Here is a 19,110-nt window from a genome sequence, read left to right on the forward strand (position 1 = left end):
GCCCACTAAACTGCCGGTATGGCTGTGGATTCCGCGTCGGTGAGCCGCTGGTTCGACGACTATGTCGAGGTGTTCGCCGCGGCGGTCCGCGGTGAGCGCCCCGTCTCGGAGCTGTTGGACTGTTACGCCGTGCCGCTGACGCTCACCACCGATGAGGGCGCCGTCAGCCTGTCGACCCGTGACCAGCTCGCCGCCGTCATCGGTGGCCAGGTCGACGGGTTGCGCGCGCAGCGCTATCACCACACCACGTTGTCGACCGCGGAGGTCACGGTGCTCAACGGGTCATCGGCGCTGTACCGCGGATCGTTCGTGCGCCACGATGTCGACGGTGCCGAACTGGGCCGGGTCGCGGTGACCTACCTGCTGGTCGACGGACCCGGCAGCGCGCGGATCGCGGTGCTCGCCTCGCACGGGAACTGACTCAGTCGCCCGCGCCGTCCGGTCCATCGCGGGCGGCGGTGAGGCGGGCTATCGCCTCGGCCCGCAGTGCGGACCCGGTGCGCTTGGCCGCGTAGAGGGCTGCGCCCAGCGCGGGATCGAGCAGGGGGTGCCTGAGTTGGTAGCCGGCGGCGAGGCCATCCAGGGACCGGCGAAAGAGGGTGCGGAATCCGTTGTCGGCGAACATGCCGCCCGAGTACGACACCGGTACCGTCTCGTGCGTCGTGAACCCGAGCAGGGTGCGGGTGGTGTCGATCAGGACGAGGAGTTCGTCGACGGCCGCCGAGAGGATGCCGGCCGCGACGACGTCACCGGCACCGGCCGCCCGGCAGATTGTGGTCGCCAGCGCGGCGATGGACTTCCGGTCGCCGGACCACCTGTCCACGATGAGGCTGACGGCATCGAGGTCCTCGGCGATGCCGAGGCGATCTCTGATCAGCGCATGCAGCGGGCCGCGGGGGACTCTGCCGTCGCTCATCCGGCTGAAGGCGTTGAGTCCCCGTGTGGCAACCCAATAGGCGGAGCCCTCATCACCGAACAGCTCGCCCCACCCGCCGACGCGTCGGCCGACACCCAGGCGTTCGCCGTAGGTCATCGATCCGGTGCCGCTGATGACGTTGATGCCATCGGAGCCCGCCAGCGAGCCGGCCCAACCGCACACCATGTCGTTGTCGCAGATGTAGCGGTGGTGGCCGAGGACGAGAGCGGGTATCTGTGCGAGTCGCGCGGTGTCCTGGCTGGCCTCGCCATAGCCGGGCAGACCGAAGAATGCCGCGTCGATGCCGGATCGTTCGATCCCGGACAATGTGCAGATATCCGTAATGCCCTGTGCAAGAACGTGTTCTACGCGCTGAAAGCCATCGTTGAAGTAGTAGGAGGAACCGGCGACGGTGCGGGCCAGGATGTCACCCGTATCGTCGATGAGGACGAATGCCGTCTTCGTCCCACCGCCGTCGACGCCGAGATAGCAGGGCATCGCTCAATTGTGCATCGGATAGATGGTGACACCCTTGACGACGCGGCTGACTTCGCCGGACGGGAACGGGTTGTCGGGGGTTTTCCCGTACTCCAAGGAGGCGAACAGTGCCAGGCACTGTGCGAAGACGAGATAGGGCAATGCGACCATCGAGTCGTCGAGCCCGTCGAGACCCGGGATGACGATCGCCGGTCCGTGCGACTCGGGGATGGCCGTGGTGCTCAGCACCGTCAGCGCGTCCGCGCCCAGCTGGGCGCGAATCTCGGCGATGATGTCGAGATCGTAGCGCCGCGTATGGGGGTCGGTGGAGGCGAACACCACGACGAGAGTGTCGGCGTCGAGCACCGATTTCGGCCCGTGCCGAAATCCCAGCGGGGAGTCGAAGTACGTCACCACTTCGCCCGCGGTCAGTTCCAGCAGTTTGAGTGCCGACTCGCGGGCGAGCCCCTGCAGCGGGCCGCTACCGAGGTAGACGAATCGCTGTTTCTTGCTGATGGCCAGGTTGCGGATCTGGGCTTTGCGATCCAGCACGTACTGGGCTGCTCGGGCCAGCGCTTGCGCGTCGGCGGCGTCGGTGGGTCCCAGCAACACCAGGCACGCCAACAGCATCGAGGTGAGGCTCGAGGTCATGGCGAAACCGGTGTCGTTGGTCCGTTCGGGCATCTGGACCACCAGTGAGCGAGACCGCCCGGCGTGGCCACGCGACAGCGCGCCATCGGGGTCGCAGGTCACCACCAGGTGCCACACCTCCTCGATCAGCGCGTCGGCGAGATCGGTGGTGGCCAGGCTTTCGGGGCTGTTTCCCGACCGCCCGAACGACACCAGCAGGGTGGGCGTCGTGCGGTCGAGGTGGTCGTGCGGTCGCGCGACGATGTCGGTGGTGGCGATGGCCTCGACGCGGTGGCCGAGCGTGCGACGCAACGCGGGTGCGGCGATTTCGCCGATGAACGCCGAACTGCCGGCGCCGGTGAGGACGATCCGTAGTCCATCGCGCTGCAGCACCGGGGCGAGGAATTCACCGGCGTGCGCGCCGACGGTGGCGGCGACCTCGCGCCAGGCCTCGGGTTGCTGCCCGATCTCCAGAACCGTGGCGCCGCCGTCTGCTTGGTCGGGGATGTGCTGATCAGGCATGGGGTGCTCCGGTGTTGTCGGTGAGAAGAGTGGGGTGTGGATGGCAGGCGCGGGCGTAGGGCCGCAACGCATCCCGAATCCGATCGATCACGAGAGCCTCTGCGCCGGCAGGGATTTCGCCGGCGCGGAGGCGTTCGTATTGGGCCGGAAGGAACTGGTTGATCAACGGCAGTGGGATGCCGGTGGCGTCCAGGTTGCTCAGCAGGGTGCGCCGCGCGGCGTCCACCTCGGGGTGGGCCCAGTAGTAGCGGAGCCGGTCGCTGTAGCTGTACCGACGCGCGGTGCGCTGAGTCTGTGGGTCGCCCGCGTAGTAGCCCGCCCACTGGGCGGGCTCGGCGAGCATCCGTTGCTCGACGACCTCGATGAGGTTCGACCGGCGCGCTGCGGGCAGGAGTTCCTCTTCGATGAGGGCCAGTCCGAACAGTGCCTCGCGCATCGCGAATGTCAGACCGGGACCGACCTTGAGGATCGCCCAGTGATCGCGGACCAGTTCCCGCAGTTGTGCCGGACGCTGGTAGTCGGTGGAATGCGCCTCGAACACCAGATTGGGCTCCTCGTCGAGGACACGACGCAACTGCGTGGTGGCATCGTGGCAGTAGTCCACGACGTTGAGATGGTCGAACTCCACCCCGGGCTGAACGACCAGCGCGATGACACGCGGCCATACGTGCCCGAGCCCGGCGTCGGCGAAGGCTTCGCGATGCACGGCGATGGTGGTCCGCGCCCGGTCCGCGGGCGTGGGCATCAGTCGGCCCAGCGTCTCGTGCGCCCCACCGGGTACCGGTACCTCCGTGCCGATCACATAGACGGGCGCCTCGGCGTGGTGGTGTCCCGCGGTGTCCTCGGCCACGCGCAGCAGGCGGGCTGCCCGGTCGGCCACCACCTGGTCGGACAGCACCGGCCGATCGTCGGCGCAGGACATGCTGCAGTCGAGGTGGATCTTGGTGTAGCCGGCCGCGACGTAGGCGGCGACGAGCGTCTCGGCGTGGGCCATGGCCACCTCGGCGGGTTCGCGTTGCCACCGGTTGGGGCCGAGATGGTCACCACCGAGAACGACGCGACGACGGGGAAACCCGGCCTCGTCGGCGATCCCGAGGACCAGGTCGCGGAAGTCGGCTGGCCGCAAACCGGTGTAGCCGCCGAACTGGTCGACCTGGTTGGAGGTGGCCTCGACCAACACGTGGGTGCCGTCGGCGGCGGCTTGGTCGATGGCCGCCCGCACCACGGTGGGGTGAGCCGAGCACACCGAATACACGCCGACCGCGTGCCCGGCTTTGTGCTCGCCGATGGTCTGGGTCAGATACGTGCCGGCCACCGCCGGGGTGGTGCTGTTCACCGGGGTTCTGTCCGTACTGCGGCCGCGGTGGCAGCGCGCTGGAGGACACCACAGAGATCGCCGACCGCGGCGGCGACCGCGTCGCGCCCGGCGGCGAGCTGCGGCCGCGGATCGACGGTGTCGGTCTGGACGGCGAGTACCCGGCGCACCGCGCCGGTGTAGGCGATGTTGAGCGCGGTCCCGACGTTGATCTTGCGGATCCCCGCACCGACCGCCAGGCCGAGTTGATCGTCGGGCACGCCAGAGGAACCATGCAGCACCAGTGGAACATCAACGCGCGCAGCGAGTTCACCGATCAAAGCGATATCGAGGCTGGCATCACGCGTGGTCATGGCGTGTGAGCTGCCCACCGCGACGGCCAGACCGTCGATTTCGGTTTCGGTCGAGAAGGCTTCGGCTTCGGCCGGGTCGGTGCGGGCACCCGGGGTGTGCGCCCCGTTCTTCCCGCCGACCTCGCCCAGTTCGGCCTCGACCCACAGCCCGGCGTCGTGGGCCTGACGGACATGGAACCGGGTTCGTTCGACATTCTCGCGGTAGGGAAGATGGGCGGCGTCGACCATGAGGGACGTGACCCCGAGCCCAGCGGCGGTGCTGATCGCCTCCGCGATCAGGTCGGCGTCCTGCAGATGATCGAGGTGCACGGCGATATCGATCGATGACCGCCGGGCGATGTGCGCGCAGGCGGAGACCAGTGGCGCGAGGCTGCCATGAAATCGCACCGTGTTCTCACTCACCTGCATCAACACCGGGACGCCGGCGTACTCGGCACCCGCCGCGATGCCCACGGCATGCTCGATGCCAATCACGTTGAACGCCAGCACCGCAGTGCGTTCGGCGGCCGCCGCGCTCATCAGGGCGGCCGTGCTGGTAAGGCTCACGGTGCGCTCGACCGATGCGCTGAAGACGTGTGGAACATGCGTCGATCATGAGAAGCTCACTCAAAGCGCGCAATGGAAAACCGGGAAACGCTCAGTAAAAGTGATCGTGGTGCAGGAGGGTCGTCGATGTCGATCAAGCGGACGGACCGCATGCGCGAGGTGCTCGCGCTGTTGCGGGAGCGCGGTGAGCTCGCCTCGCGCGCATTGTGTCTGGAGTTGCAGGTGTCCCCGGCGACATTGCGACGTGATCTCGGTGTGCTTGAGGAGCAAGGACTTCTGGTCCGAACGCACGGCGGGGCGCGCGCGCTCGATTCGACCGGGAGCGAGATCCCGGTGCGCTTGCGCGATCACCGCACCATCGCGGTCAAGCGGCGGATCGCCCAGCGGGCGGCCGCACTGGTACCGGCCGGCCCGCAGGCGGTCGCCTTGACCGGTGGTGTCACCACCGGGGAGGTGGCCCGCTCACTCAAGGGCCGGCCGAAGATGACGATCGTGACCAATTCGCTGACCATTGCCGCCGATTGCGCCGTCGACGTGCAGATGAAGGTGATCGCGACCGGTGGTCTGGTCCGCCCGAACTCGCTGGAGGCAGTAGGACCCATGTCCGAGCATGCCTTCCAGGTGATCACCGTCGGCACGGCCATCCTCGGTGCCGACGGCATGTCGGCGGAAGTTGGCGCGACGACCTTCGACGAGGCCGAGGCGCGTACCGCCATCGCCATGGCCGCCAATGCCCAGCAAGTGGTGGTCGCCGTGGACGGGTCGAAAATCGGCCGGGTGACGTTCGCGAAGATGGTCGCGCCCAGTCAGATACACCATCTGGTCACCGATTCGACCGCAGACCCGCGTCAGCTCAAGGCGATCGCGGCCACGGGTGTCCGCGTCCATGTCGTCCACATCGGCGACGATTGAGGAACCGGTCATCGCCGGCCACCCAACGTTCGCCGCAGGTCGCTTGCGGCCCATGAGCGGGCGCTCACTTTTCTTGAGCGATTCGGCGCTAGCTAGTGCAATATTCGCTCGTCCTTCTCATGATCGACGCATGCTCTTCATGTTCGTGCAGACGGCCCCGCGGCGGGCCACGGGCCGGATATCCGAGCACTGACCACCGGTCCGACGCGTGTTCGCCTCGACCACCTACCCCGAGCCTGCTGGAGGCCACCTTGAAACCCACGATCGCCATCGTCGGCGCGGGCAGTGCCGTCTTCACCCGTGAGTTGCTCGGTGACATCCTGTCGTTTCCCGAACTTCGGTCGGTGCGGGTGGTGTTGCACGACATCGACGCCGAAAGGCTGCAGACGGCCGAAGCGATCGCACATGCCACCGCCCGCGCGGCCGGTGCCGACCCGGACGTGATCGCGGTCGCCGACCGGCGCAGGGCTCTCGAGGGCGCCGACTATGTCATCAACGTGATCCAGGTCGGAATGCACGACGCGACCGTCCGGGACTTCGAGATCCCGGCCCGGTACGGCGTCAACCAGACCATCGGCGACACCATCGGTATCGGCGGTATCTTCCGCGGTTTGCGCACCTTCCCGGTGCTGGCCCAGATCGCCGAGGACATGGCGCAGGTCTGCCCGGATGCCTGGCTGCTCAACTACACCAACCCGATGGCGATGAACATCAGCTATCTCGGTGCGATCGCGCCGGCACTCAAGGTGCTCGGTCTGTGTCACTCCGTGTACTGGACGATGGATGGACTGTGCGACCTGATCGACGTTCCGCTCGACGAGGTGTCGTGGTGGTCGGCCGGAGTCAACCATCAGGCGTGGGTGCTGCGCTGGGAACGATCCGGGCAGGATCTCTATCCGCTGCTGGACGCCCGGATCGCCGCGGACCCCGAACTGCGCAGGCGGGTCCGCGTCGACATGTACCGACGGCTGGGCTACTACCCGACCGAAACCAGCGAGCACTCAAGCGAATACGTACCGTGGTACCTGCGCCACCCCGGCGAGGTCGACCGGCTCCGGCTCGATATCGGCGAGTACGTCGGGATCAGCCAGCAGAACATGGTCGACTACGCCAGCGTGCGTGCCGAACTTCAGAACGCCGAAACCCTGGAGATCGATACCAGTTCCACCGAGTACGCGCCGCAGCTCATCCATGCACTGGAGACCGGAACCACCCGGGTGATCTCCGCCAACGTCATCAACGACGGGTTGATCACGAACCTACCCAACGGGGTGGCCGTCGAGGTGCCCACGGTCATCGACGCACTCGGCGCCCATCCCATGCAGGTCGGTGATCTTCCGGCACAGTGCGCCGCGCTGAACCGGTCCTTCCTGGGGCCGGTCGAGCTCACGGTCCGCGCGGCGCTCGACGGCGACCCGCGCCTGGTCCGGGCGGCGGCGATGGTCGACCCCAACACCGCGGCAACGCTGACGGTCGACCAAATCTGGCACCTGTGCGACGAATTGGTCGCCGCCCACGGATCCCTGTTACCCGAACCGCTGCGCGCAGCGCTGCCCCTGTGAAAGAAGGAGTGTCACCGATGATTCGTTCGTGTTTCAGTGTGGTGCTGGCTGCCGTGCTCGCCGTCCTGTTGGCCGCCTGCGGCGGCGGTGGGGGTGGCGACGGCGCCGGCGGTAAGACCGAGGTCGTGGTGTGGCACGGCTACGCCGACGCTCAGGGCGAGAACTTCACCGCCCTGATCGACCAGTACAACCGGGAGCATCCCGACGTCAACGTGACCCAGCTGGTCACCAACAGCGATCTGGTACTGCAGAAGGTCCTGACCGCGGTGCGGGGCGGCACCCCGCCCGACGTCGCGTACATGTTCGGTTCCTGGTCGCCGAACATCGCCGAGATACCCCAGGTCGTCGATATGAAAGACCATGTGTCGCAGACGGGCTGGGACTGGGATGACTTCTATCCGGCCGAGCGGGCGGCCGCGACCGTCGGCGACAAGGTGATCGGGGTGCCCGCACTCGTCGATAACCTGGCGATCGTGTACAACAAGACGCTGTTCGCCGACGCCGGTGTCGCACCGCCCACCCGCGAGTGGACGTGGGACGACTTCCGTTCGGCGGCAGCGAAATTGACCGACCCGGCCGAGGGTCGGTACGGCTTCGCGATCCCGGCCGACGCCAGCGAGGACACCGTGTGGCACTACCTGCCGATGCTCTGGGAGGCCGGCGGTGACATCCTCAACTCCGATAACACCAAGGCGGTGTTCAACTCCGAGGCCGGGGCGCGATCGCTGACCACATTGCAGCAGATGGCGGTCACCGACAAGTCGCTCTACCTCGACACCACGAACAGCAACGGCAGCAAGCTGATGAACAGCGGCAAGGTCGCCATGATGGTCACCGGGCCGTGGGATCTGAGCACCTTCACCGATATCGACTACGGCGTCCAGATCCTGCCGACCTACGCCGGGTCGGACGGGGGCCACCAGACGATCTCCGGGCCGGACAACTGGGTGACCTTCGACAACGGTGACGCACGCAGGCAGGCCGCCGTCGACTTCGTCAAGTGGATCACCGCGCCCGAGCAGGTGAAGACGACCTCGCTGGCCACCGGCGACCTGCCCACCCGCAGTTCGGTCGGCCACGACCGGGCGTTCGTCGACGAACTCGACAAGAAGATGCCCGGCACCGGGGTCTTCGTGGAGAACCTGGCCAACGTGCAGAAGGCCCGGCCCACGGTCGAGCAGTACCCGGCGATCTCCGAGGCGCTCGGTCAGGCGGTGGTCTCGGTGATGCTCGGAGAATCCGAACCGGCCCAGGCCCTAGACGCCGCGGCCGCGACCGCCGACGCCGCGCTCGCCGAGAAGTAGACGATGGCAGCCGGGCCTGACACGGTCGCGCACCGCTCGGTGCGGAAGCGCTTTCTGAGCGCCGACAACGCGGCCGGCTGGACGCTGGTGAGCCCGGGCGCCATCCTGATCGTCCTGTTCGGAGTGCTGCCGGTGGTGATGTCGCTCAAACTGTCCTTCCAGCAGTCAGACCTGCTGTCGCCGAAGACGCCGTGGGTGGGTACCGACAACTACGAGCGGCTGTTCGACGACCCGCAGTTCGTCGACGCGATCAAGAACACCATCGTCTACACCGTGCTGTACGTACCCGGCACGATGGTGGTGGGTCTGCTGGTGGCTGCGGCGTTGAACCGGTCGATCAGGTTCATCTCGGTGTACCGGACCGCGGCCTACGTCACCATGGCGGTATCGACGATCTCCCAGGGCATCATCTTCCTCTGGCTGACCGACCGCGACTACGGTCTGGTGAACGCGGCGCTCGGAGTCGTGGGCATCGCACCGCAGCCCTTCCTGTCTTCACCCTCACAGGCGCTGCTGGTCATCGTCGCGATGACCATCTGGGGCTGGACAGGTTTCACGGTGATCGTGTATTTGGCGGCGCTGCAGGGTGTTCCGGCTGAGCTGCACGAGGCCGCCGCGATCGACGGGGCCAGCGCCTTCACGCGGTTCCGGACCATCACGGTGCCGCTGCTGGGCCCGGCGAACCTGTTCCTGCTGATCTGGCTGACCATCAATGCCCTGCAACTGTTCGACGAGGTGTACCAGACCACCAGGGGCGGGCCACTCAAGGCCACCACGGTGATCGTGTACTACCTGTGGAACCGGGCGTTCGTGCAATTCGACGCCGGCTACGCCGCGGCGATGGCCTACACGCTGTTCGCGGTCATCGTGGTGATCACCGCGCTGCAGTTCCGGCTCGCCCGACGACACGTGCACTACTCATGACCGCCCCGACCATGCACGCCCCATCGGAGTGCCCATGACCCACACCGCAATTCCGGCCGTCAGCACCGCGTCCGGCGACCCGCAGCCGACCCACACCGCCGCCGCACCCGTGCGCCGCCGAGTCCGGCTGCCGTTCAGCCCGTGGCATCTCGTGTTGATCCCGACGTCGTTTCTGCTCGTCGTCCCGCTGCTGTGGATGCTGGTCACCTCGCTACAGACCCCCGGCGAAGCCAACAAGTTCCCGCCCGATCTGGTGCCTGAGCATCCGCGCTGGCAGAACTATCCCGATGCCTGGGATGCCGCTCCGTTCGGGCATTTCTTCCTCAACAGCCTGACCGTCACCACGGTCGTGCTGATCAGCAATCTGTTGGTGTGCAGCCTGGCCGGCTACGCCTTCGCGCGGATCCGCTTCCTCGGTCGCGGCGCCTTGTTCGTCGTGCTGATGGCCACCCTGATGGTTCCGTTCCAGGTGACGATGATCCCGGTGTTCCTGATCGTCAAATGGTTCGGCGACCATATCTGGGAGGGCTTGGGTATCGACCACATCGGTGCGCTGATGCTGCCCAACTTGGCGACCGCATTCGGAATCTTCTTCCTGCGCCAGTTCTTTCAGACCGTGCCGGTGGAGCTGGAGGAGGCGGCCCGGGTGGACGGCACATCGCGGATCGGGGTGATGTTCAAGATCATCCTGCCGCTGTCGATGCCCGCACTGTCGACGTTGGCCGCACTCACGGTGCTGACGTCGTGGAATGACTTTCTGTGGCCACTGATCGTCATCACCTCGACCGACACCATGACCGTTCCGCTCGGGATGAGCTATTTCCAGGGCGCGCACACCACCCAGTGGCCGCTGTTGATGGCGGCCAATGTGATGAGCCTGTTGCCGATGCTGCTGGTGTTCATGGTGGCCCAGCGCTACTTCGTGCAGTCGGTGGCCAGCACCGGGTTGAAGGGATGAGCATGAGATCAGCGACACGAGAGGTGAAGCGGTGGCAGAAGTAGAGTTCCGCGACGTCACCCGCAGCTACGAAGGCGGCGTGGCCGCGCTCAAGGGGCTCAACCTGACGATCGGCGACGGGGAGTTCCTCATCCTGGTCGGGCCGTCGGGCTGCGGCAAGAGCACCGCACTGCGCCTGCTGGCGGGTCTGGACGAGCCGACCTCCGGCGAGATCCGGATCGGCGGCCAATCGGTCAACGGAGTGCCGCCGGGCCGCCGCGATATCGCGATGGTGTTCCAGAACTACGCGCTGTACCCCCACATGACGGTGTACCGCAACCTGGCCTACGGGCTACGGCAGCGCCGTACCCCGAAAGCGGAGACCGATCGGCGGGTGCGTGAGACCGCCGAGCTGCTGCAGATCACCGAACTGCTCAACCGTAAGCCCGGCCAACTATCGGGTGGGCAACGCCAGCGGGTCGCCATGGGGCGCGCGCTGGTGCGTCAACCGCGGGCGTTCCTGCTCGACGAACCGTTGTCGAACCTGGATGCGAAACTGCGCAACCAGGTGCGCGGCGACCTCAAGCGACTGCACCGGGAGGTGCCGGTCACCTCCATCTACGTCACGCACGACCAGGTGGAAGCGATGACCCTCGGCGACCGGCTGTGCGTGATGTCGGCCGGGGAGGTGCAACAGATCGGCACCACCGACGACATCTACAACCGGCCGGCCAACACATTCGTGGCGGCATTCATGGGCAGTCCGCCGATGAACCTGATCCCCGGCATGGTCCGAGACGGTGTGCTGCACATCGGCGATGTCGCGGTGAGCATCCCGGTGGCGCTGCCGACCGGTCCGGTGACCGTCGGGGCTCGGCCGGAACACCTGCAACTGGCCGGCGGTGACATCGAGGGTGCGTTGCCCGCACGGGTGGACTTCGTCGAACCGCTGGGCAGTCATGCCCTGGTCACGGCTCTGGTGAACGCGCCCACCGTGGGCGCCCCGCCGACGGTGGGCGAGCACCGGGTCATCGTGCACGCACCGGCGGGAACGGACTTGGCCTCGGGCGCACACATCGGCATCATGCTGCCGCGCCGGCGCACCTACTTCTTCGACGCAGAGTCTGGAAAGGCAATCCCCGAGCGTCCGTCGGCACGGTCGAACGGCGCGGCGGTCACCGACACCCGAGTGAACTCGTGACGTGCCGCGCCCCGATACCGACCACCACCGGAATCGACTCTTCGGCTTCATCCCCAATGCCGGATCCGTCCACAACCTGACCCGTCACGAGCCGCGGACGATGCCGGTAGGTCGGTTCGGGTGCCTACGGTCGGCTCATGGACACCGAATCGCCCGCGCAGCGCCTGACGCGTCGCATCGGGACCGATCGTGACGCGATAACCGAAGCGCCAGAGGAAGAATCGGATACCGTACTGGCCCGGTGGCTGCCCGAGCACGACAGCCGCTCCGCGCCGGACTGGCTCGCTACGCTGCGAGCAGACCCGGGCCGGGCCGGCGTCATCGCGCTGCTCGGGGTGGGGATCATCGCCGTGCTGGTGACGGTCTTCACCGTGGTCCGGGATTCCCCAGCGCCGGTTTCGGCGGCGAATCTCCCCGCCGTGCAGATGGTTTCCGGCGCTCCCAGCGCCCCAGCCGGCGCCACCCCCGGGCCACCGGACGGGCCCGTGGTGGTCAGCGTCGTCGGCCTGGTCAACACACCCGGGTTGGTGACCCTGGCGGTGGGGGACCGGATCGCCGACGCGCTGGAGGCGGCCGGCGGCGCGGTGGATGGCGCCGACCTGGTCGGGTTGAACCTGGCTCGGCCGGTGGTCGACGGCGAACAGATCATTGTCGGGCTGGCCGCACCGCCGGGATCGCCGTCACCGATGGGCAGTTCGGTGAGTTCGGCCACCCCACCCGGGCAACCATCGGCGGTGCAGGGGACGGACGCAACGGGCACACCGGCGGGACCGGTGGACCTGAACACCGCGACCGCCGAACAGCTCGACGCGTTGCCCGGGGTCGGCCCGGTTACCGCCGCGGCGATCATCGCGTGGCGTGCGGCCAACGGCCAGTTCACCAGCGTCGAGCAGTTGAGCGAGGTGGACGGTATCGGTCCGGCGCGACTGGACAAGCTGCGTGACCTGGTCGATGTGTGAATGCCGAAGAGCGCCAGGTCGATATCCGCCTGGTGCCGGCGGCGATGGCCAGCTGGTTGGTGACCGCCGCCGGGATCCTCTGGTCACCGTGGGTAGTGGCCGCGGCCGTCGCCGGGTGCACGGCGGCGGCCGCGATGGCGGGACGATGGTGTGCCGGTCGCGGGATCCGGCTCGGATCGGCGGGTGTGGCCGCGGTCGCGGTGATCGGTACGGCGTTCGGCCTGGCGATCGCAATGCGCGCACACGACGCCCGACACCATCCGATCATCGCGCGGCACGGCAGCACCGCCATCGTCGGCGTGGTGGCGACCGAGTCTCCGCGGTCATTGGGACAGGGGCGCATCATGTTCCGGGCCGGGCTGCGCGACCTGGATGGCGCCGCAATGTCCGGCATGGTGCTGGTCTTCGCGCCGGTGGCCGACTTCGCCGAACTGAGCGTGGGCCGCCCGGCCACCTTTCGGGCGCGCATCGGGCGTCCCTTGCGTCCCGATCTGAGCGTCGCCGTGCTCACCGCGATCGGTGAACCGACGCTCGGTGCCGTCCCGGCGGTGCGCCGGCTGTCCGGGCAGATTCGCACCGGCTTCGCGGAGGCCGCGCGGGAGGTGTTGCCCGCCGATCAGTCCGCGATGCTGCCCGCGTTGGTGCTCGGCGATATGTCGGCGGTCACGGCGACGACGGCGGACGATTTCAGGATCGCCGGCCTGACTCATCTCACCGCCGTCTCGGGTGCCAATGTCACCATCGTGTGCGGCGCCGCACTGTTGTCCGCGGCGGTGGTGGGGCCGCGGTGGGCGGCGATGCTCGCCCTGGCGGTGCTGATCGCGTTCGTCATCGTGGTGGAGCCGTCGGCGAGCGTGCTGCGCGCCGCGGTGATGGGCGCAATCGCACTGCTGGCGGTGCTGACACACCGTCGCCGGCAGGCGATCCCGGTGCTCTCGGCGAGTGTCGTCGCCCTGATGACGGTGGCACCGCAATTGGCCGTCGATGCCGGGTTCGCGTTGTCGGTGGTCGCGACCGCGGCGCTGGTGGTGATCGCACCGGGCTGGACGGCCCGGCTGGTGGAACGCGGCTGGCCCAAACCGGTGGCCGCCGCGGTGAGCATTGCGCTGGCCGCCCAGCTTGTCACCGCCCCGCTGATCGCCGGGATCTCGGGGCGATTCGGGATGCTTGCCGTGCTGGCCAACCTGCTCGTCGCCGGTGTCATCGCGCCGATCACGGTGATCGGCACCGCCGCGGCGGCGCTGTCGGCGTTCCTGCCGGCAGCGGCCGGGATCCTGATCCGGTTCACCGGGCCGGAACTGTGGTGGGTGCTGACGGTGGCGGACGGTATCGCGGCGGTGCCCGGCGCCTCGATCGCGATCCCGTCCGGCACCGCCGGCATGGCGCTCGTCGCGGCGGTGACGGTCGGGCTGATCTGGAGTTGGCGCCGGCCGTGGGGCCGCAGGGTGTGCGCCGGCGCTGCCTGTTGTCTGTTGGCCTGGACCCTGTCCGGCATTGTCGGCGCGACGTGAAACGATCGTGGCGTGACGGACACCGCGGAATTGCACCTGGTCCTCGGCGATGAGGAACTGCTTGTCGAGCGTGCGGTGGCCGGTGTGCTCAAGGCCGCACGCAAGAAGGCCGGATCGGTCGATGTCCCGGTGGACCGGTTGCGCGCCGGCGAGGTCAGCACCAGCGAACTCGCCGAGCTGTTGAGCCCGTCGCTGTTCGCCGATGAGCGCGTCGTCGTGCTGGAAGCCGCCGGTGAGGCCGGCAAGGATGCCGCCGCCCTCATCGTCAGTTCGGCGGCGGACCTGCCGCCGGGAACGCAGCTGGTGGTGGTGCATTCCGGCGGGGGGCGCGCCAAGGCGATGGCCGATCAGCTCAAGAAGCTCGGCGCGCAGGTGCACGCCTGCGCGAAGATCGCCAAGGCGGGTGAGCGGGCGGACTTCGTGCGTCGCGAGTTCCGGGCGTTGAAGGTCAAGGTGGACGATGACACCGTTTCCGCCATCCTCGACGCGGTCGGGTCCGACATCCGCGAATTGGCGGCGGTGTGCTCGCAGCTCGTTGCCGACACCGACGGCACCGTCGACGCCGCCGCGGTGCGCCAGTACCACCAGGGCAAGGCCGAGGTGAAGGGGTTCGACATCGCCGACAAGGCCGTCCTCGGTGATGTCCCCGGTGCGGCGGAGGCGTTGCGCTGGGCGATGCTCAGCGGGGAACCGCATGTGGTGCTCGCCGATGCGCTGGCCGAGGCGGTGCACACCATCGCCCGGGTGGGGCCCCTGCAGGGCGACCCATATCGGCTGGCCGGGGAGCTGGGCATGCCGCCGTGGCGGGTACAGAAGGCACAGAAGCAGTCGCGGCGCTGGTCGCGCGATCGGGTGGCCGAAGCGCTGCGGGTGGTGGCGTCGCTGAATGCCGATGTCAAGGGCGCTGCGGCGGATGCGGACTACGCGCTGGAGGCCGCGGTGCGCAAGGTTGCCGAACTCGCCACCGACGGGTGACCTTCAGAAGAACCCGGACACGCAGAAACCCGCGCGTGACCGGAGTCGGTCAGCGCGCGGGTGTGCGGGGTGAAAACAGAAACTCAGAGCTTGTTGACGGCGAGCGTCAGTGCGGACTTCTTGTTCGCGGCCTGGTTCTTGTGGATGACGCCGGCGCTGGCAGCCTTGTCCAGCTTGCGGTTGGTGACGACCAGCAGTTCGCCGGCCTTGTCCTTCTCACCGGCGTCGATGGCCTCGCGCAGCCCGCGCACAGCCGTCCGCAGCGACGACTTGACGGACTGGTTGCGCAGTCGACGGCGCTCGTTGGTCTTGATGCGCTTTTCCTGCGACTTGATGTTGGCCACGCGTGTTGTTCCTTCGTAAAACGTCGGTTGGTATACGTCTGGACGCCCGGCTGATCGACCACGGCTGGGCAGCGGTTGTCCAGATTACCAGCGTGGGTGCCATTCCCCCAAAGCGGAGCGGCTGGCCTGCCGAAACGGCGGATTTACGGCAGCATGGCACTGGTGAGCCTACGAACCCTGCCGAATGAAGCTGCCCGCACGTCGCGCTCAGGTTCGCGCGCGGTCAAACGCCAGGCCGGCATTTTCGACGGCTACGAGAATCTGGGCAGATATTCCGAGGCCTTCGATGAGATGTTCGACGCCGAAGGCAACGTCCGCGGACCCTACAAGGGGATTTTCGCTGAACTATCGCCGTCGGATGCGTCCGAACTCGAGGCGCGGTCCGAGGCCCTCGGCCGCGCCTTCATCGACCAGGGCATCACGTTCTCGCTGTCCGGCCAGGAACGCCCGTTCCCGCTCGATCTGGTCCCGCGTGTCATCTCCGCGGCCGAGTGGTCGCGGTTGGAGAAGGGCATCGCGCAACGGGTCAAGGCCCTGGAGCTCTACCTCGACGACATCTACGGCGAGCAGGAGATCCTGCGCGACGGCGTGATCCCGCGCCGGCTGGTCACCTCGTGCGAGCACTTCCACCGCGAGGCGGTCGGCATCGTGCCGCCCAACGGGGTGCGCATCCACGTCGCGGGTATCGACCTGGTCCGCGACGCGCAGGGCACCTTCCGGGTGCTCGAGGACAACCTGCGTTCGCCGTCGGGGGTGTCCTACGTGATGGAGAACCGCCGCACCATGGCGCGGGTGTTCCCGAACCTGTTCGCCTCCCACCGGGTGCGGGCGGTGGGCGACTACTCCTCGCATCTACTGCGCGCACTGCGCAAGGCGGCGGCCACCAACGAGGCCGATCCCACCGTCGTGGTGCTCACCCCCGGCGTCTACAACTCGGCCTACTTCGAACATTCGCTGCTGGCCCGGCAGATGGGGGTCGAACTCGTCGAGGGCCGCGATCTGTTCTGTCGCGACAACACGGTGTACATGCGCACCACCGAGGGGGAACGGCAGGTCGACGTCATCTACCGGCGCATCGACGACGAGTATCTGGATCCGATGCAGTTCCGGCCGGATTCGGTGCTCGGGGTCGCCGGGGTGCTCAACGCGGCACGGGCCGGCAACGTGGTCATCTCCAGCGCCGTCGGCAACGGTGTCGGCGACGACAAGCTGGTGTACACCTATGTGCCGACCATCGTCGAGTACTACCTGGGCGAAAAGCCATTGCTGGCCAACGTCGACACCTTCCGCTGTTGGCTCGACGACGAGCGCGAAGAGGTGCTCGACCGGGTCGACGAACTGGTGATCAAACCGGTCGAAGGCAGCGGTGGGTACGGCATCGTGTTCGGTCCGGACGCCAACGAGAAGGAGCTCGCCACCATCAGCAAGAAGATCCGCGCCGACCCGCGGGGCTGGATCGCCCAACCGGTGGTGCAGCTTTCGACGGTGCCCACCCAGATCGACGATTGTCTGGCCCCGCGACATGTGGACCTGCGGCCGTTCGCGGTCAACGACGGAGACGATGTCTGGGTGCTGCCCGGCGGGTTGACCCGGGTGGCGCTGCCGGAGGGTTCGTTGGTGGTGAACTCCAGCCAGGGCGGCGGATCCAAGGACACCTGGGTGCTGGCCTCGCGCACCTCGGCCGCCGACCGTGAACTGGCCGCCGCCGAGGTGGTCCGCTCGCTGCCGGACGCCGCGAAACCGGGCAAACCGTCGGTGGCCGAGAAGGTCTCGCGCAACGGCAAGGCCGGCCGGGAGGTCAAGAGCGAGCAGACCCAACAGCAGCAGACCCGTGACGGCCGGGCGATGTCCGGCCAGAACGAACAGCAACAACAACAGCAGCAACAGCAGGTGGTGGTCGACTGATGCTGGCACGTAACGCGGAATCGCTGTACTGGATTGGGCGCTATGTCGAGCGCGCCGACGACACCGCCCGCATCCTCGATGTGGTGGTGCACCAACTGCTGGAGGACTCCAGCGTCGACCCGGATCAGACATCGCGGGTGCTGCTGCAGGTGCTCGACATCGAGCCCCCGGAGCAGCAGTTGGATGTGTGGTCACTGACCGATCTCGTCGCCTTCGGCAAGGACACCAAGGGTGGCTGCTCGATCGTCGAGTCGATCACCGCGGCTCGCGAAAATGCCCGTGGCGCACGTGAAGTCACCTCGACAGAGATGTGGGAGTGTCTCAACACCACCTACAACGCGCTCGCCGAGCGCGAGCGTGCGGCGCGGCGACTCGGCCCGCACGAGTTCCTGGCCTACGTGGAGGGGCGGGCGGCGATGTTCGCCGGGTTGGCCGACTCGACGTTGTCGCGCGATGACGGTTACCGCTTCATGGTGCTGGGCCGGGCCATCGAACGCGTCGACATGACGGTGCGGATGTTGCTGTCGCGGGTCGGCGACAGCGGCTCCTCGCCGGCCTGGGTCACCGTGCTTCGTTCGGCCGGCGCGCACGACACCTACCTGCGTACCTATCGAGGCGTGCTGGACGCCAGCAGGGTGGTCGAATTCATGCTGCTGGACCGGCTTTTCCCCAGATCGATCTACTACTCGCTGCGGCTGGCCGAACACAGTCTCGACGAACTGTTGCACCGCAGGCACAACCGGGTCGGGTCGACGGCCGAAGCGCAGCGGCTACTCGGCCGGGCCCGCAGCGAGCTGGAGTTTCTGCCGCCCGGCGCGCTGCTGGAATCACTGGAAGACCAGCTCGCGGCGTTGCAGCAGACATGTGTCGAAGTGGGCGACGCCTTGGCGTTGCAGTACTTCCACTCCGCACCGTGGGTGGCGTGGACCGACGCGGGGCGTGCGGGTGGCACGGTCATCGAAGAAGGGGAAATCTGATGTGGCGCATGCGGGTTGTCCATGCAACGGGCTACGCCTACAAATCCCCGGTGACCGCCTCCTTCAACGAGGCCCGGCTGACGCCGCGATCGGATTCGCGTCAGAACGTGATCCTCAACCGGGTGGAGACCATCCCGGCCACCAGGCAGTACCGGTACGTGGATTACTGGGGCACCGCGGTGACCACCTTCGATCTGCACGCGCCGCACACTGAGCTGGAGGTGACCGCATCCTCGGTGGTCGAGACCGAGAAGCCCGGCGCGCCGGTATCCACGGTGACATGGGCTGATCTGGGATCCGCGGCCGTCATCGACCGCTTCGACGAGCTGCTGACCCCGACGAGGTACACCCCGGCCAGCAAGCGCATCGAGCGCGTCGGCAAGCGCATCGCGAAATACCACGAGCCCCAAGAGGCCGTCATCGAGGCGGCGCGCTGGGTGCACGGCGAGCTCAACTACGTCCCCGGCACCACCGGGGTGCACTCATCGGGTCTGGACGCCTTGCGCGAGGGTAAGGGCGTCTGCCAGGACTTCGCCCATCTGACGCTGATCCTGTTGCGCGGTATGGGGATTCCGGCCCGCTACGTGTCGGGGTACCTGCATCCCAAGCGCACCGCGAAGGTCGGCGACACCATGGAGGGCCAGAGCCACGCCTGGATTCAGGCATGGACGGGGGACTGGTGGCATTACGACCCCACCAACGACAAGGCCATCAACGAGCAGTACATCAGTGTCGGTGTGGGGCGGGACTACGCCGACGTCACACCGCTGAAGGGCATCTACTCCGGTGAGGGCTCCACCGATCTCGACGTGGTCGTGGAGATTACCCGGCTGGCCTGAG

18 protein-coding genes are annotated in these 19,110 nt (G+C 67.5%); 13 read left to right on the forward strand and 5 right to left on the reverse strand.

Annotation, left to right across the window (positions count from 1 at the left end):
* Positions 1–18 precede the first annotated feature (18 nt).
* Positions 19–420: a DUF6841 family protein gene (locus A7U43_RS12430; RefSeq protein ID WP_067995391.1), complete on the forward strand. Its 402-nt coding sequence runs from the start codon at positions 19–21 to the stop codon at positions 418–420.
* 1 nt (position 421) lies between these two features.
* On the opposite strand, the gene A7U43_RS12435 is transcribed toward A7U43_RS12430, so the two are convergent.
* From A7U43_RS12435 to A7U43_RS12450, 4 genes are read right to left on the reverse strand one after another with little or no spacing between them, the layout of a single operon-like run.
* Entirely contained in the window at positions 422–1,414 is a 993-nt protein-coding gene (locus A7U43_RS12435) for an N-acetylglucosamine kinase (protein ID WP_067995392.1), read from the reverse strand.
* Between the two features lie 3 nt (positions 1,415–1,417).
* Entirely contained in the window at positions 1,418–2,545 is a 1,128-nt protein-coding gene (locus A7U43_RS12440; protein ID WP_067995395.1) for an SIS domain-containing protein, read from the reverse strand.
* Positions 2,538–3,881: a D-tagatose-bisphosphate aldolase, class II, non-catalytic subunit gene (locus tag A7U43_RS12445; protein ID WP_231963577.1), complete on the reverse strand. Its 1,344-nt coding sequence runs from the start codon at positions 3,879–3,881 to the stop codon at positions 2,538–2,540. The genes A7U43_RS12440 and A7U43_RS12445 overlap by 8 nt, the downstream gene beginning before the upstream one ends.
* Positions 3,878–4,759 (reverse strand): class II fructose-bisphosphate aldolase, encoded by an 882-nt coding sequence (locus A7U43_RS12450; protein WP_067995397.1) that lies wholly within the window; start codon positions 4,757–4,759, stop codon positions 3,878–3,880. Before A7U43_RS12450 ends, A7U43_RS12445 begins: the two co-directional genes overlap by 4 nt.
* Positions 4,760–4,885: 126 nt before the next feature.
* Here A7U43_RS12450 and A7U43_RS12455 point away from each other — a divergent pair, with 126 nt between their 5' ends.
* From A7U43_RS12455 to holA, 9 genes are all read left to right on the forward strand, one after another.
* The gene (locus tag A7U43_RS12455; protein ID WP_067995400.1) at positions 4,886–5,671 is read left to right on the forward strand and encodes a DeoR/GlpR family DNA-binding transcription regulator; all 786 of its coding nucleotides are present in this window, start codon (positions 4,886–4,888) and stop codon (positions 5,669–5,671) included.
* Between the two features lie 251 nt (positions 5,672–5,922).
* Positions 5,923–7,233 carry an alpha-galactosidase gene (gene melA, locus A7U43_RS12460; RefSeq protein WP_067995406.1) on the forward strand — a complete coding sequence of 437 codons (1,311 nt, stop codon included), beginning with the start codon at positions 5,923–5,925 and terminating at the stop codon, positions 7,231–7,233.
* Positions 7,234–7,250: 17 nt separating this feature from the next.
* A complete protein-coding gene (locus A7U43_RS12465) occupies positions 7,251–8,537 on the forward strand; it encodes an ABC transporter substrate-binding protein (protein WP_067995410.1) in 1,287 nt (428 codons plus the stop codon).
* Positions 8,538–8,540: 3 nt separating this feature from the next.
* Positions 8,541–9,461 (forward strand): carbohydrate ABC transporter permease, encoded by a 921-nt coding sequence (locus tag A7U43_RS12470; protein WP_067995412.1) that lies wholly within the window; start codon positions 8,541–8,543, stop codon positions 9,459–9,461.
* 34 nt (positions 9,462–9,495) lie between these two features.
* The gene (locus tag A7U43_RS12475) at positions 9,496–10,419 is read left to right on the forward strand and encodes a carbohydrate ABC transporter permease (RefSeq protein ID WP_067995416.1); all 924 of its coding nucleotides are present in this window, start codon (positions 9,496–9,498) and stop codon (positions 10,417–10,419) included.
* A gap of 31 nt (positions 10,420–10,450) precedes the next feature.
* Complete coding sequence (locus A7U43_RS12480) at positions 10,451–11,599, forward strand: ABC transporter ATP-binding protein (RefSeq protein WP_067995419.1); 1,149 nt, start codon at positions 10,451–10,453, stop codon at positions 11,597–11,599.
* Positions 11,600–11,736: 137 nt separating this feature from the next.
* Complete coding sequence (locus A7U43_RS12485; protein WP_067995422.1) at positions 11,737–12,558, forward strand: ComEA family DNA-binding protein; 822 nt, start codon at positions 11,737–11,739, stop codon at positions 12,556–12,558.
* Positions 12,555–14,069 carry a ComEC/Rec2 family competence protein gene (locus A7U43_RS12490; protein WP_418287681.1) on the forward strand — a complete coding sequence of 505 codons (1,515 nt, stop codon included), beginning with the start codon at positions 12,555–12,557 and terminating at the stop codon, positions 14,067–14,069. The genes A7U43_RS12485 and A7U43_RS12490 overlap by 4 nt, the downstream gene beginning before the upstream one ends.
* 30 nt (positions 14,070–14,099) lie before the next feature.
* Positions 14,100–15,044 (forward strand): DNA polymerase III subunit delta, encoded by a 945-nt coding sequence (holA, locus tag A7U43_RS12495; protein WP_197500054.1) that lies wholly within the window; start codon positions 14,100–14,102, stop codon positions 15,042–15,044.
* Positions 15,045–15,127: 83 nt separating this feature from the next.
* Here holA and rpsT read toward each other — a convergent pair whose 3' ends face one another.
* Entirely contained in the window at positions 15,128–15,388 is a 261-nt protein-coding gene (rpsT, locus tag A7U43_RS12500) for a 30S ribosomal protein S20 (protein ID WP_067995427.1), read from the reverse strand.
* 291 nt (positions 15,389–15,679) lie between these two features.
* Here rpsT and A7U43_RS12505 point away from each other — a divergent pair, with 291 nt between their 5' ends.
* From A7U43_RS12505 to A7U43_RS12515, 3 genes are read left to right on the forward strand one after another with little or no spacing between them, the layout of a single operon-like run.
* Complete coding sequence (locus tag A7U43_RS12505) at positions 15,680–17,293, forward strand: circularly permuted type 2 ATP-grasp protein (protein WP_418287694.1); 1,614 nt, start codon at positions 15,680–15,682, stop codon at positions 17,291–17,293.
* On the forward strand, positions 17,293–18,270 hold the full coding sequence (locus A7U43_RS12510; protein WP_067995438.1) for an alpha-E domain-containing protein: 978 nt from the start codon (positions 17,293–17,295) through the stop codon (positions 18,268–18,270). Before A7U43_RS12505 ends, A7U43_RS12510 begins: the two co-directional genes overlap by 1 nt.
* Positions 18,270–19,109: a transglutaminase family protein gene (locus tag A7U43_RS12515; protein WP_067995441.1), complete on the forward strand. Its 840-nt coding sequence runs from the start codon at positions 18,270–18,272 to the stop codon at positions 19,107–19,109. The genes A7U43_RS12510 and A7U43_RS12515 overlap by 1 nt, the downstream gene beginning before the upstream one ends.
* The last annotated feature ends 1 nt before the right edge of the window (position 19,110 follow it).

This window comes from Mycobacterium adipatum (genome assembly GCF_001644575.1).
Classification (GTDB): domain Bacteria; phylum Actinomycetota; class Actinomycetes; order Mycobacteriales; family Mycobacteriaceae; genus Mycobacterium; species Mycobacterium adipatum.

What these genes read in the sequence shown, in the direction of transcription:
- A7U43_RS12430 (WP_067995391.1), top strand. Translation starts at nt 19, where the DNA reads ATGGCTGTGGATTCCGCGTCGGTGAGCCGCTGGTTCGACGACTATGTC.
- A7U43_RS12435 (WP_067995392.1), bottom strand. Translation starts at nt 1,414, where the DNA reads ATGCCCTGCTATCTCGGCGTCGACGGCGGTGGGACGAAGACGGCATTC.
- A7U43_RS12440 (WP_067995395.1), bottom strand. Translation starts at nt 2,545, where the DNA reads ATGCCTGATCAGCACATCCCCGACCAAGCAGACGGCGGCGCCACGGTT.
- A7U43_RS12455 (WP_067995400.1), top strand. Translation starts at nt 4,886, where the DNA reads ATGTCGATCAAGCGGACGGACCGCATGCGCGAGGTGCTCGCGCTGTTG.
- A7U43_RS12465 (WP_067995410.1), top strand. Translation starts at nt 7,251, where the DNA reads ATGATTCGTTCGTGTTTCAGTGTGGTGCTGGCTGCCGTGCTCGCCGTC.
- A7U43_RS12470 (WP_067995412.1), top strand. Translation starts at nt 8,541, where the DNA reads ATGGCAGCCGGGCCTGACACGGTCGCGCACCGCTCGGTGCGGAAGCGC.
- A7U43_RS12475 (WP_067995416.1), top strand. Translation starts at nt 9,496, where the DNA reads ATGACCCACACCGCAATTCCGGCCGTCAGCACCGCGTCCGGCGACCCG.
- A7U43_RS12485 (WP_067995422.1), top strand. Translation starts at nt 11,737, where the DNA reads ATGGACACCGAATCGCCCGCGCAGCGCCTGACGCGTCGCATCGGGACC.
- A7U43_RS12505 (WP_418287694.1), top strand. Translation starts at nt 15,680, where the DNA reads ATGTTCGACGCCGAAGGCAACGTCCGCGGACCCTACAAGGGGATTTTC.
- A7U43_RS12510 (WP_067995438.1), top strand. Translation starts at nt 17,293, where the DNA reads ATGCTGGCACGTAACGCGGAATCGCTGTACTGGATTGGGCGCTATGTC.
- A7U43_RS12515 (WP_067995441.1), top strand. Translation starts at nt 18,270, where the DNA reads ATGTGGCGCATGCGGGTTGTCCATGCAACGGGCTACGCCTACAAATCC.